Origin of the sequence: Streptomyces sp. NPDC126497 (assembly GCF_040302425.1) — a bacterium.
GTDB lineage: Bacteria > Actinomycetota > Actinomycetes > Streptomycetales > Streptomycetaceae > Streptomyces.
Genome location: NZ_JBEORT010000040.1, coordinates 42,948 through 55,702 on the forward strand (window position 1 = coordinate 42,948; position 12,755 = coordinate 55,702).

10 protein-coding genes are annotated in these 12,755 nt (G+C 75.1%); 5 read left to right on the plus strand and 5 right to left on the minus strand.

Annotation, left to right across the window (positions count from 1 at the left end; genetic code table 11):
• Positions 1-171: 171 nt before the first annotated feature.
• The 3 genes from glgX to ABTY20_RS18505 all read left to right on the plus strand — a co-directional run bounded on the left by glgX (position 172) and on the right by ABTY20_RS18505 (position 6,130).
• Positions 172-2,319 carry a glycogen debranching protein GlgX gene (gene glgX / locus ABTY20_RS18495; RefSeq protein WP_351998062.1) on the plus strand — a complete coding sequence of 716 codons (2,148 nt, stop codon included), beginning with the start codon at positions 172-174 and terminating at the stop codon, positions 2,317-2,319.
• A gap of 104 nt (positions 2,320-2,423) precedes the next feature.
• Positions 2,424-4,781, plus strand: coding sequence for a malto-oligosyltrehalose synthase (treY, locus tag ABTY20_RS18500; protein WP_351998063.1), 2,358 nt, complete (start codon positions 2,424-2,426; stop codon positions 4,779-4,781).
• A 98-nt stretch (positions 4,782-4,879) separates the two neighbouring features.
• Positions 4,880-6,130 carry a M14 family zinc carboxypeptidase gene (locus tag ABTY20_RS18505; RefSeq protein WP_351998064.1) on the plus strand — a complete coding sequence of 417 codons (1,251 nt, stop codon included), beginning with the start codon at positions 4,880-4,882 and terminating at the stop codon, positions 6,128-6,130.
• Between the two features lie 64 nt (positions 6,131-6,194).
• Here the strand turns inward: ABTY20_RS18505 and ABTY20_RS18510 are convergent, their stop codons facing one another.
• Together ABTY20_RS18510 and ABTY20_RS18515 are read right to left on the minus strand one after the other, a co-directional pair.
• Positions 6,195-6,611 carry an SSI family serine proteinase inhibitor gene (locus ABTY20_RS18510; RefSeq protein ID WP_351998065.1) on the minus strand — a complete coding sequence of 139 codons (417 nt, stop codon included), beginning with the start codon at positions 6,609-6,611 and terminating at the stop codon, positions 6,195-6,197.
• 124 nt (positions 6,612-6,735) lie between these two features.
• On the minus strand, positions 6,736-7,287 hold the full coding sequence (locus ABTY20_RS18515; protein ID WP_351998066.1) for an FHA domain-containing protein: 552 nt from the start codon (positions 7,285-7,287) through the stop codon (positions 6,736-6,738).
• A 175-nt stretch (positions 7,288-7,462) separates the two neighbouring features.
• Between ABTY20_RS18515 and treZ the strand changes: the two genes are divergently transcribed.
• Positions 7,463-9,208 (plus strand): malto-oligosyltrehalose trehalohydrolase, encoded by a 1,746-nt coding sequence (treZ, locus tag ABTY20_RS18520; protein WP_351998067.1) that lies wholly within the window; start codon positions 7,463-7,465, stop codon positions 9,206-9,208.
• Between the two features lie 9 nt (positions 9,209-9,217).
• Here the strand turns inward: treZ and ABTY20_RS18525 are convergent, their stop codons facing one another.
• On the minus strand, positions 9,218-10,159 hold the full coding sequence (locus ABTY20_RS18525) for an aminoglycoside phosphotransferase family protein (protein ID WP_351998068.1): 942 nt from the start codon (positions 10,157-10,159) through the stop codon (positions 9,218-9,220).
• 65 nt (positions 10,160-10,224) lie between these two features.
• Positions 10,225-11,352, minus strand: a complete 1,128-nt coding sequence (locus ABTY20_RS18530; protein ID WP_351998069.1) for an aminopeptidase P family protein — start codon at positions 11,350-11,352, stop codon at positions 10,225-10,227.
• Between the two features lie 188 nt (positions 11,353-11,540).
• Between ABTY20_RS18530 and ABTY20_RS18535 the strand changes: the two genes are divergently transcribed.
• Complete coding sequence (locus tag ABTY20_RS18535) at positions 11,541-12,296, plus strand: metallophosphoesterase (protein ID WP_351998073.1); 756 nt, start codon at positions 11,541-11,543, stop codon at positions 12,294-12,296.
• On the opposite strand, the gene ABTY20_RS18540 is transcribed toward ABTY20_RS18535, so the two are convergent.
• On the minus strand, positions 12,289-12,755 hold a 467-nt coding region (locus tag ABTY20_RS18540; protein WP_351998070.1), incomplete at its 5' end, for a PDZ domain-containing protein. The genes ABTY20_RS18535 and ABTY20_RS18540 overlap by 8 nt on opposite strands.

Here is a 12,755-nt window from a genome sequence, read left to right on the forward strand (position 1 = left end):
GCCCGCGGCGCCCTCGGGAGTGAGCGGATTCATAGCGGGATCGGCGGCGGTCACGGGTCATCGGACCCCGCCGGCCCGGGTAGGAGGTGTTTCCCGTCCTTTCGGGGAGACACGGGAACACTCGGAGCCAAGGCGCCCCGTCGGCGCCGTACACCTGAAAGAGTCGTGTCCATGCAGGTCTGGCCTGGCGAGGCGTATCCGCTCGGTGCCACGTACGACGGCGCCGGAACGAACTTCGCGGTCTTCACGGAGGCCGCGGACCGAGTGGAGCTGTGTCTGCTGCACGACGACGGCTCCGAGACCGCGGTCGAGATGCGCGAGAGCGACGCGTTCGTGCGGCACGCGTACCTGCCCGGGATCATGCCCGGGCAGCGGTACGGCTTCCGTGTGCACGGGCCGTACGCCCCCGAGCGGGGGCTGCGCTGCAATTCCGCGAAACTGCTGCTCGATCCGTACGCGCGTGCGATCAGTGGCTCGATCCAGTGGGGCGAGGAGGTCTACGGCTACCACTTCGACGACCCCGACCGGCGCAACGACCTCGACTCGGCGCCGCACACGATGACGTCGGTCGTGGTCAACCCGTACTTCGACTGGGGCGACGACCGGCGCCCCCGGACGGAGTACCACCACACGGTGATCTACGAGGCCCACGTCAAGGGCCTCACCATGCGCCACCCGGGTCTGCCCGAGGAGCTGCGCGGCACCTACGCGGGCCTCGCCCACCCGGCGATCATCGAGCACCTGACCGAACTCGGCGTGACCGCGCTGGAGCTGATGCCGGTGCACCAGTTCGTCAACGACCACCGGCTGGTGGACATGGGCCTGAACAACTACTGGGGCTACAACACCATCGGCTTCTTCGCCCCGCACAACGCCTACGCGTCCTGGGGCGACCGGGGCCAGCAGGTGCTGGAGTTCAAGTCGGCGGTGAAGGCGCTGCACGAGGCCGGGATCGAGGTGATCCTGGACGTGGTCTACAACCACACCGCCGAGGGCAACCACCTGGGCCCGACGCTGTCCCTCAAGGGCATCGACAACCCGTCGTACTACCGGCTGACCGACGACCCCCGCTACTACATGGACACGACGGGCACCGGGAACTCCCTGCTCATGCGGTCCCCGCACGTACTGCAGATGATCATGGACTCGCTGCGGTACTGGGTCACCGAGATGCACGTCGACGGGTTCCGCTTCGACCTCGCGGCGACCCTCGCGCGGCAGTTCCACGAGGTGGACCGGCTGTCGTCGTTCTTCGACCTGGTCCAGCAGGACCCGGTGGTCTCCCAGGTGAAGCTGATCGCCGAGCCGTGGGACGTCGGGGAGGGCGGCTACCAGGTGGGCAACTTCCCCCCGCTGTGGACCGAGTGGAACGGCAAGTACCGCGACACCGTGCGGGACCTGTGGCGCGGCGAGCCGCGCGCGCTCGCGGAGTTCGCCTCCCGGCTGACCGGCTCCTCCGACCTGTACCAGGACGACGGACGCCGCCCGCTGGCCTCGATCAACTTCGTGACCTGCCACGACGGCTTCACGCTGCATGACCTGGTGGCGTACGACGACAAGCACAACCAGGCCAACGGCGAGGACAACCGGGACGGGGAGAGCCACAACCGGTCCTGGAACTGCGGGACCGAGGGCGAGACCGACGACCCGGACGTGCTGCGGCTGCGGGCCCGGCAGATGCGCAACTTCATCGCCACGCTGATGCTCTCCCAGGGCGTGCCGATGATCAGCCACGGCGACGAGGTGGCCCGCACCCAGCGCGGCAACAACAACGCCTACTGCCAGGACAACGAACTGGCCTGGCTCGACTGGCCCGCGCCCGGGGAGGACGGGGACGACCCGGGCGACGGGGACGACCCGCGTCGGCGGCTGCTGGAGTTCACCCGCGCGATGGTGTGGCTGCGCAAGGACCACCCGGTGTTCCGCCGGCGCCGCTTCTTCCACGGCCGGCCGGTGGAGGGCACCCACGACGACCTCTCCGACATCGCCTGGTTCACCCCCGAGGGCGCGGAGATGACCCAGCGGGACTGGGATTCCGCGCAGGCGTCCGCGCTGACGGTGTTCCTCAACGGCAACGCGATCTCCGAGCCGGGGCAGCGCGGCGAGCGCATCACCGACGACTCGTTCCTGCTGATGTTCAACGCCTCGCCCGAGCCGCTGGACTTCGTCGTGCCGGTCGGCCACGGCCGGCGGTGGCAGGTGGTCGTCGACACCGCACGCGCGGACGGCGTACCGCCCGGGACCGGCCCGGAGGTGGCGGCGGGCGCCCGGCTGACCCTGACCGACCGCAGCATGACGGTGCTGCGGCGGCCGGCGTAGCGGCGGCCGAAACGGCGCGCCGCCGGATCGCCCGTCCGGGCGACGGGCGATCCGGTGGCGCGCGCGGTGACAGACAAGGCGGCCACGCGGGTACGTAGGTTCCCATGACCTCTGAGCGACCTGACCCGGCGGTGCCCACGGCCACCTACCGGCTGCAGTTGCAGCCCGCTTTCCCGTTCGGAGCGGCGGTGGACGCCGTGCCGTACGTGGCCTCGCTCGGCGTGTCTCATCTGCATCTGTCGCCCGTCCTGGAGGCCGTGCCCGGCTCGCAGCACGGCTACGACGTGGTGGACCACACGCGCGTGCGCGAGGAACTCGGCGGTGAGCGGGGGCTGCGGGAGCTGGCGCGCACCGCGCGGGAGCACGGCCTCGGGCTGATCGTCGACATCGTCCCGAACCACATGGCGATGTCCCCGCGCCACAACCGCGCCCTGTGGGAGGTGCTGCGCGAGGGCCCCGCCGCACGCCACGCGCGGTGGTTCGACATCGACTGGGAGGCGGGGGGCGGCCAGGTGCTGCTGCCGGTGCTCGGCGGGCCGCTGGGCACGGAGGCCCCCCACCTGGAGGTGGACGGTGACGTGCTGCGCTACCACGACCACGCGTTCCCGTTGCGCGAGGGGACGGCCGGGCTGCCGCTGCCGCGGCTGCTGGACGCGCAGTGGTACCGGCCGGTGTGGTGGCGGCTGGCCCGCACCGAGCTCAACTACCGGCGGTTCTTCAGCATCTCCGAGCTGATCGGGGTGCGGGTGGAGGACCCGGAGGTGTTCGAGGCCACCCACGCCAAGATCCTCCAGCTGCTCCGGGAGGGCGTGGTCGACGGGCTGCGCGTCGACCACCCGGACGGGCTCGCCGACCCCGACGGCTATCTGCGGCGGCTGCACCGGGCCACGGGCGGCCGGTGGACGGTGGTGGAGAAGATCCTCGCCGACGGCGAGGCGCTGCCCGCCTCCTGGCCGGTCGCCGGCACCACCGGCTACGACGCCCTGCGGCACGTGGACGGGCTGTTCACGGACCCGGCGGGGTTCGGTGAGCTGCTCGCCCGGTACCGGCGGTACGCCGCCCCGCGGACGGACCGGGGCGGCGACTGGGCCGCCACGGTGCGGCGGGCCGCGCACCAGGTGCTCACGCACGAGCTGGCCGCCGAGGTGGACCGGCTGACCCGGGTGGCGGGCCGGCTGTGCGCGACCTCGCCGGAGCTCGCGCTGCGCGACCGCGCGCCCTGGGCGCTGCGCACCGCCCTGCGGGAGCTGCTGGTGCGGCTGGAGGTGTACCGCCCCTACGCCTCCGTGGACGCGGCCTCGGTGGTCACCGAGGAGGCCGCCGCCGAGGCCCGGCTCGCCTTCGCCGTCCCCGAGGAGGCCGGGGCGGTGGACGTCGTACGGGATCTGGTGCTCGGGCGGTACGGGGACGGGCCGGAGCACGTGGAGTTCCGTACGCGGTTCGCGCAGACCGCGTCGGCGTTGCGGGCCAAGTCCGTGGAGGACACCGCGTTCTACCGCTACGTGCCGCTGCTGTCGGCGACGGAGGTGGGCGGGAACCCCGGCGACCCGGCGGTGTCCCCGGAGCGGTTCCACGCGTACTGCGCGCGCGTGCAGCGGGACTGGCCGTCGACCGGGACGGTCGTCTCGACGCACGACACCAAGCGCAGCGCCGACGTGCGGGCGGCGCTGCAGGTGCTCACCGAGTCCCCGGAACGCTGGGCCGGCGTCCTGGCGGAGGTCGCCGGGGCGGGCGGGGACGCGCCGGACGCGCAGCTGGCGTGGGCGGCCTGGCAGACGGTGTTCGGACTCGGCCCGGCGGAGGAGGAGCGGGTGCGGGAGGCGCTGCTGAAGCACGTGCGGGAGGCCGGGCTGTACACGAGCTGGACGGAGCAGGAACCGGCGTACGAGGAGGCGGTGGCGCGCTTCGTGGCGGCGGGACCCTGCGGGGCCCCGGGCGGGCGGGTGGCGGCGCTGCGCGCCTCGCTGGAGCCGCACATCCGGGCGAACGTGCTGGGCACGGCGCTGGTCCAGCTGACGATGCCGGGCGTGCCCGACCTCTACCAGGGCACCGAGCACGAGTACCGGGCGCTGGTCGACCCGGACAACCGGCGGCCCGTGCGGTTCGCGGCCGGCGGGAGCGACGGGGACGGCAAGGAGGCGGTGACGCGGGCCGCGCTGCGGCTGCGGGCACGGTGGCCGGACGTCTTCGGCGGCACGGCCTCGTACGACCCGCTGCCGGCCGAGGGCCCCGCGGCGTCGCACTGCCTGGCCTTCGTCCGCTCCGGGAAGGCGCTCACCGCGGTGACCCGACTGTCGCTGCGGCTGGCGGAGGCGGGCGGCTGGCGCGGCACCCGGCTGCCCCTGCCGCCGGGGCGGTGGGCCGACGCGCTGGGGACGGGGCGGGAGTTCAGCGGGGACGCGCGCCTGGAGGAGCTGCTCGAGCGCTCGCCCGTGGCGCTGCTGGAGCGGCTGCCGGACTGATCCCCGAGCACCCCCGGGGGCCTTCACCCCGCGCCCTTGACACCGCCTCCCGGCCGTGGGGTACTGCGCACAGCGGATTCGGGCGGTTGTGACGGGGGGTGGGTCCGCTGGTGGAGCTGCGCTATCCGACGGTGGGCGAACTGGTCTCCGCCGCCCGCGCGCTGGCGGACGCGTCGCCCGGTCTGTGCGTCCTGCGGCAGGTGGGGGTCTCCCGGGCGGGCCGGCCGTTGCACCTGCTGTCCGTCGGACACGCGCGGCGGGCCGTGCTGGTGGTCGCCGGCGCCCACGCCAACGAGCCGGCCGGCGGGGGCACGCTGCTCGCGCTGGCCCGGCGGACGGTCCGGGAGCGGGAGCTGCGCGACGGCACGTCGTGGCACTTCCTGCTGTGCGCGGACCCCGACGGGGCGAGCCTCCACGTGACACCGGCGCCGCGCAGCCTGTACGACTACCACCTGGGGTTCTTCCGTCCTGCGGGGCCGGACCAGCCGGAGTGGGCGCCGTCGGTGCTGCCGCCCGACCGGCTGCCGCCCGAGACCCGGGCGCTGACCGGGGTCATCGACGAGGTGCGGCCCTATCTGCAGGTGTCCCTGCACGGCACGGACCTGGGCGGCAGCTGGGTGCAGCTGACGAGGGACGTGCCCGGACTCGCCGAGCCGTTCGCCAAGTCGGCGGCGCAGCTGCACATCCCGGTGGAGACGGGCGCCTCGGACGCGGCGGGCTGGCCCGCGTCCGGTCCCGGGGTGCACGTGATGCCGGCTCCGGAGGCCGCGCCGGCCTATCCGAGCCTGACCGACGACGCGCGGCACAGCACCTGGTACCACGCCCACCGGTACGGCGGTCTGACGGCGGTGATCGAGGTGCCGATGTGGGCCAGTGACCTGGTGGACGACCCGGCGCCGCATCCGGACCCGGACGCGGCGATGCGCCGTCTCGCGGACCGGCTGCTGCGGGACGCGGGCGAGGTGCGACGGGTGCTGGAGGAGGCGCGTCCGCGGCACGAGGAGGCGGACGGTCCGCTGCTGCGGGCGGCGGCCTGGGGGCTGGAGCTGGTGCCGGGGCTGGCCGCCGACCTGGTCCGCGTGCCGCCCGCGGACGGCACGCGGGCGTACGTGGGCAGTGTGGACGCGTTCGCGCGGCGGGTGCCGCTCCGGGCGGCGGCGATGTCGTGGCGTGCGCTGCGGGGGAGCGACGCGGGGGCGGCGGCCCGTCTGGAGGCGCTGGTCGCGCGCTGGAGCGCCGCGTTCGCCGGGCGCTTCCGCGCCCGGTGGGTCCCGGTGGACCACCAGGTCGAGCACCAGTCCCGCACGGTGCTGGTGGCCGCCCGCCAGGCCCGCGAGCAGGCCCGGTGAGGGGGTGCTCGCGGGTGCCGGTGCCGGGCCGGGGATGCGCCGGCCCGGCGTTCGCGGGGCGTCGCTACGCCTCGTCCAGGGCGAAGACCCGACCCGTCCGGGCGGTCAGCATGCAGGTGTTCGAGAAGGTTTCGGTGTAGGCCACGGGGCGGCCGCGCCACATCCCGTTCGCGCGCGCCGTCACCGGGGCGTGGACCAGCGGGCAGATGGCGTCCTTCGGCGGGATGTCGGCGATGTGTCCGTCCACCGCGGCCAGTTCCGCGCAGGCCTCGGTGGCGTGCCGGTGTCCCCGGGGCGGGTCGCACCGCAGCATGGTGCCGTCCACCGAGGTGGACGACGTCTCTCCGTGGCTGACCGTGAGCTGCAGCCAGCTGTCCTCGGCGGTGTGCCCGTCGGTGGCCCGGGCGGGCACCGCGCACGCGAGGAGGACGAGGGCGGCGAACAGTCCCGCCCGTACCGCTTTCAGTGAGGTGTGCGTCATTCCCGATGCATCGGCACGGCGGGGCCCGGACCCCACCCCGGCTCACCCGAACGGAAGGCTCCGCGGCCGGCCGCGGCTTCGGGAGCACGTCGGCGCCCCGGCGGCCGGGAGGGTTCGCGGGGGGTCAGTGTGTCGCGAGCCGGTAGGTGATCTGCCCGAAGCCGATCTGGTCGCCCTCGCGGACGACGGCCGCGCCGACCACCCGACGCCCGTTCACCGTGGTGCCGTTGGTGGAGCCGAGGTCCCGCAGCACCCAGAGGCCTCCCTGGTGGCGGAGTTCGGCGTGCACGCGGGAGACCGTCTCGTGGCTGATCCGCAGTCCGCTGCCGGGGTCGCGGCCTATGCGCAGGGGGTGGCCGGTCGCCGGGTGCGGCAGCAGCAGTTTGGGGAGCTTCTCGGCCTGCCAGGCCCGGCGCAGCCGCACGGTGAACCCGGAGACGGCCTCCACGGTGCCGAACACCAGGCGGGAGAAGCGGTTTTCCTGCGGGAGGTCGGCGGTGAGCGCGGCGAGCTCGTCGGAACGGCGTGCCGTGAGCGCGAGTTCCATGCGCCGGACGAACGTGTCGTGGGACAGGCGGCCCATGGCGACGCCGTCCCGCAGCACGCTCAGCGCCTTGTCGCGCTCCGCGTCGGAGAGCCGCGCGGGGTACGTGTGGAACTCGAAGGACGACGTCACGTCGCCGATTGTCGGTCAGCGACGGCCGGACTGTCCAGAAAGCGGGGCGACCGGCCACCGCGCGCGCGTGCCCGGCGACACCCGCCGCAAAAGGGAGGATCCCCCGGCGAATTGATCTCCCATGGCGCACGATGGAGGGGCTACATCACGGTGAGCAGACGAAGGGGAACCGTCCGTGCAGTTCGAGGTGTGGGCACCGCAGGCCGGCCGAGTGACGCTCCAGTGCGACGGCGTCACGCGCGCGTTGGAGCGCGATCCGCAGCGGGAGGGGTGGTGGCGGGGGGAGGCCGGGGCGCACGACGGCTCCCGGTACGGCTTCGCACTGGACGACGGTCCGGTCCTGCCCGATCCGCGCTCGCGCCGGCAGCCGGACGGGCCGGACGGGCTGAGCGCCGTCGTCGACCACGACCGCTTCGACTGGCGTACGGAGTGGGCGGGGCTCCCGCTGCCGGGCGCGGTGCTGTACGAGCTGCACGTGGGGACGTACACCCGCGAGGGCACCTTCGACGCCGCCGCCGAGCGGCTCGGTCATCTCGCGGAGCTGGGCGTGACACATGTGGAGCTGATGCCGGTGTGCCCGTTCCCGGGCCGGCACGGGTGGGGGTACGAGGGGGTCTCGCTGTGGGCGGTGCACGAGCCCTACGGCGGGCCCGAGGGACTGAAGCGGTTCGTCGACCGGGCGCACGCGCTCGGCCTGGGCGTCGTGCTGGACGTCGTGCACAACCACCTGGGACCGTCCGGGAATCACCTGCCGCGGTTCGGGCCGTACTTCACGGACACCCATCACACCCCGTGGGGGGCTGCGGTCAACCTGGACGCGCCCGGCTCCGACGAGGTGCGCGCGTTCCTGGTGGACAGCGCGCTGGCCTGGCTGCGGGACTACCGGTTCGACGGGCTGCGGCTGGACGCGGTGCACGCGCTGGTGGACACGCGCGCGTGCCACTTCCTGGAGGAGCTGTCCGGGGCCGTGGACGCCCTCGCCGCCGACACCGGCCGGCCCCTGTTCCTGATCGCCGAGTCGGACCTCAACGACCCCCGGCTCGTCAGGCCCCGCGCGGAGGGCGGTCTCGGGCTGCACGCACAGTGGAACGACGACTTCCACCACGCCCTGCACACCGCGCTGACCGGTGAGGCGCAGGGCTACTACGCCGACTTCGCGCGCGCCCCGTTCACGGCCCTCGCCAAGACGCTCACCGGCGGTTTCTTCCACGACGGCACCTACTCGAGTTTCCGGGGCAGGCACCACGGCCGCCCCCTGGACCGCAACCGGGTGGCCGGGCACCGGCTCCTCGGCTACGGCCAGACCCACGACCAGGTCGGCAACCGCGCCCGGGGGGACCGTCTGTCCGCCCTGGTCTCCCCCGGGCTGCTGGCCTGCGCGGCGGCCCTCACGCTGACCTCTCCCTTCACGCCCATGCTGTTCATGGGCGAGGAGTGGGCGGCGGGCACGCCCTGGCAGTTCTTCACCGACCACACCGACCCGGAGCTCGCCGAGGCGGTGAGCGCGGGCAGACGGCGGGAGTTCGCGGCGCACGGCTGGGCCGAGCAGGACGTGCCCGACCCGCAGGACCCCGCCACCCGCGACCGCTCCTGCCTGGACTGGTCGGAGCCGGAACGCGAGCCCCACGCGCGCGTGCTGGCCTGGTACCGGCTGCTCGTCGCCCTGCGCCACGAGCAGCCGGACCTCACCGACCCGGACCTCGGCGACACGAAGGTGGCCTACGACGAGGAGCACCGCTGGCTGGCCTTCCGGCGGGGGGACGTCCGGGTCGCGGTGAACCTCGGCGCCGAGCGGGCGGAGATCCCCCTGGGCGTCCCCGGCGCGCGCGTCCTGGCCGCGTGGGAGCCGGTGGAGACGCCGGGCCCGGACGGGGTGCTGCGGCTGCCCGCGGAGTCGGCGGTGGTGCTGCTGCAGGAGTGACCGCCGCGGCTACGGGGTCTCGTCGCCGCCGAGGTCCGTCACGCGCTCCAGCATGATCGGTTCCCAGGCGCGGCGCAGCCCGATGCGCACGGGGCGCAGCGACGGGGCGGCGGCGGGGCCGGCGAGCGCCTCGGCGAGCCGGACCAGGGCGTCGCAGCGGGCCAGCCACAGCCCGCGCAGGCAGGGGCGGGCGCCGTAGCCGGCGAGGGTGGCGGCGCGTACGGCGGCCGGGGCGCCGACGGCGAGGGCGAGGCCCGCGATGTCCTCGGCCGGGTCGCCGACCACCGCCGCGTCCCAGCCGAGGACCCCCCGTACCCGGCCGTCGTCGCTCACCACGAGGTGCCCGCCGGTGAGGGCGTGGTGGACGAGGACGGCCGTGCCGGGCTGGGCGGCCAGCTGGACCGCGGCGGGCGGCGTGAGCCGGTTCAGCCGGCCCGGGTCGAACTCGTCGGCCGCGGCGAGCCGTCCGGCGGCCTCCGCGGCGGCCCGGCGCAGGGCCTCCAGGGAGCGCGGGGGGACGCGCGGCACGCCGAGCGCCTCCGCCTGCCGTGCCGGCACCTCCCGCAGTCCCGTGAGCAGCCCGGCCAGGTCGGTCTCTCCGACGGCGGAGACGCGGTGCTCCTCCGCCGTCCCGCCGGCCAGCCGGGTGTCCAGGACGCAGAGCAGACCGGGTGCCCACTCGCCGTGTGCCGCGGCGGACGGCACCGCGACCGGGAGGTGCGGGCGGACGAGGTCGCGCAGCCGCAGCTCGCGGCGCCGACGCGCGCTCGCCTCACGGTCCCGGGCCAGGCGCAGCACATGGCGGCCGCCGACCCACCAGGCGGCGGGCTCGGCGCCCTCGGTGACGGGCCGGACGTCGGGTCCGGCGGTGAGGTCCGCGCCGCCGCCCTTCAGCAGGGAACGGGCCAGTCGGCGGACGGTGTCCGCGGTGGGTGTCGGTGCCTGGGTCATGGGCGCGCCATTGTCGTTCGGGGAGGCGGGGAAACGGGGAGGCGGGAAGGGACGGAAGGGGCCGTTCAGTCCACCGTCACCATCTCCCGCTCGGTGTTGTTCAACCGCCGTCCGCCGTCCTCGGTGACGGTCACGATGTCCTCGATGCGCACGCCGAACCGGCCGGGCAGGTAGACGCCGGGTTCGACGGAGAAGCACATGCCGGGGACGAGGGGCTGCTCCTCGCCCTCGATCATGTACGGGGGTTCGTGCGTGGTGACGCCGATGCCGTGCCCGGTGCGGTGGATGAAGCACTCCCCGTACCCGGCGTCGGCGATGACCGCGCGGGCGGCACGGTCGACGTCCTGGCAGGCGGCTCCGGGCCGCACCGCGCGGAATCCCGCCTCCTGGGCCTCGCGCACCAGGTCGTGCACCCGGCGCTCCTCGTCGGTGGGTTCGCCGACGTGGACGGTGCGGGAGGTGTCGGATCCGTAGCCGTCCTTGAGGCCGCCGAAGTCGAGGACGACCATGTCGCCGCGTTCGATGACGCGGTCGCCGATCTCGTGGTGCGGGTTGGCGCCGTTGGGGCCGGAGGCGACGATCGTGAAGTCGACCTGGGAGTGCCCGAACCGGCGCAGCAGGGCGGCGAGGTCGGCGGCGACGTCGGTCTCGCGGCGGCCGGCGAAGGCGACGCCCCGGATCTCCTCGAACGCGGCGTCCGCGGCGGCCCCGGCGGCGGCGAGGAGTTCCAGCTCCGCCCGGTCCTTGACGGCGCGCAGCATGGGCAGGGCCTCGGTGAGGGAGGCGTAGGAGGTGCCGGGCAGCGCCTTCTGCAGGCCCAGCAGGTGCAGGGCCCAGGCGTTGTCGCTGACGCCGAACCGGCCGTCCGCGTCCAGCAGGGCCGCGGCGGTGGCGTAGGGGTCCTCGCCGTCGGTCCAGTCGCGCAGGGTGAGGGCCGGGGCGCCGGGGGCGCGCTCGGCGTCCGGGGCCTCCAGGGTGGGGACGACGAGCACGGGGTCCCGGCCGACGGCCAGGACCAGCAGGGTGAGCCGCTCGGTGACGGCGGTGGGGGCGTAGCCGGTGAGCCACACCAGGTCGGGGCCGGGCGCCACGAGCAGTCCGGCGAGCCCGGCGTCGGCGGCCTGCCGCGCCGCGCGCTCCATGCGGTTCTCGTAGTCGTCGGCGGTGAAGGACGCGGGTGCGGCGCCGGTCATGCGGGGGCCTCCCAGGCGGACAGCAGGGTACGGGCAGCATCCTGCCGGGCGGGCGGGGGTGACGCGAGCCGGTTCGCGGGGTTCGCCCCGCGAACCGCCCCACCTCACGGCACATCGTCGCCCCACCGCCACATCTAATGGCTTGACCACATTCAGCCATGAGCAGTCGTACCGGGAGGGCCACGACCGTGCTCGTGCTCGCGCACATCAGCGATCTGCGTCCGGACGGAACCGGGCGGGCGACGGAGCGCGCCCGGCGGGTGCGGGACCGGCTGTGGGGGCTGCCGGTCCCGCCGGACGCGCTCCTGGTGACCGGGGACATCGCCGACCACGGCGCCGAGGCCGAGTACGAGGAGGCCGCCCGTCCGCTGGGGCTGCGCGACGGGGACGCCCCGTTCCCCGTGCTGACCTGTCCCGGCAACCACGACAGCCGGGCGCCGTACCGCAAGGCGCTGCTGGGCCGGCCGGCCGCCGACGGGCCGGTCAACAGCGCGCACGTACTGGACGGCGGCGCGGTGCTGAGGTGCGACTCGAGCGTCCCGGGCCGCGACGAGGGGGAACTGGACGCGGAGACCTGTGCCTGGATCGAGTCGACGCTCGACGGGCTCGACGACGGTCTTCCGGTCCTGCTCGCCTTCCACCACCCGCCGGTGCCGCTGCACCACCCCCTGCCCGACTCCTCCCCCTTTCCCGCCCCCGAGCGGCTGGCCGCCCTGCTGGCGCGCCGGCCCGAGGTCGCCGGGCTGATCACCGGTCATGCCCACACCCCGGCCGCCACCACGTTCGCCGGCCGTCCGGTGCTGGTGGGGCCGGGTGTGACCTGGACGCTGCGGCTGCCCTGGGAGGGCGAGCAGGTCGCGGACCGGGACGCCCCGGTCGGGCTCGCCTTCCACGTCCTGGACGACGAGGGCCGGCTCGCCAGCCACTTCCGCGTGGTCATGTGACGACGCCGGGGACGGCCGTCAGCTGCCGGTGGCCGCCGCGACGGCGCACCGTCAGCTCCACCTCGTCGCCCGGGCGGGCCCGGGCGACGGCGCGTGCCAGGTCGGCGGCCGATTCGACGCGGGTGGCGCCGAAGGCGAGGAGGACGTCCCCGCGCACGAGGCCCGCCGAGGACCCGGGGCCGGGCACGTGCACGCCGACGATCAGCGCCCCGGGCCCTTCGCCGTCGGCCACCTCCACCCCGAGCCTGGCGACCGGCGCGGACGGGGCGGACGACGACGGCGCGGCCGCGGCGGCGGACGGCGCCTGCGCCTGCCGCCCCGGCCCGGCGGGTCCGCCCGCGCCGACGACCGCGGCCCCCACCACCCCCAGTCCGGCCCCGCAGAGCACCAGCAGGGCCCCGGCCAGCACCCCGAGCAGCGCCGTCACCGCCCGCCGGCCGCGCCGCCCGCCGGGCGGGC

Coding starts and splice junctions, on each gene's coding strand:
- treY (WP_351998063.1), top strand. CDS start 2,424: ATGACCTCTGAGCGACCTGACCCGGCGGTGCCCACGGCCACCTACCGG.
- ABTY20_RS18525 (WP_351998068.1), bottom strand. CDS start 10,159: ATGACCCAGGCACCGACACCCACCGCGGACACCGTCCGCCGACTGGCC.
- ABTY20_RS18530 (WP_351998069.1), bottom strand. CDS start 11,352: ATGACCGGCGCCGCACCCGCGTCCTTCACCGCCGACGACTACGAGAAC.
- ABTY20_RS18510 (WP_351998065.1), bottom strand. CDS start 6,611: ATGACGCACACCTCACTGAAAGCGGTACGGGCGGGACTGTTCGCCGCC.
- glgX (WP_351998062.1), top strand. CDS start 172: ATGCAGGTCTGGCCTGGCGAGGCGTATCCGCTCGGTGCCACGTACGAC.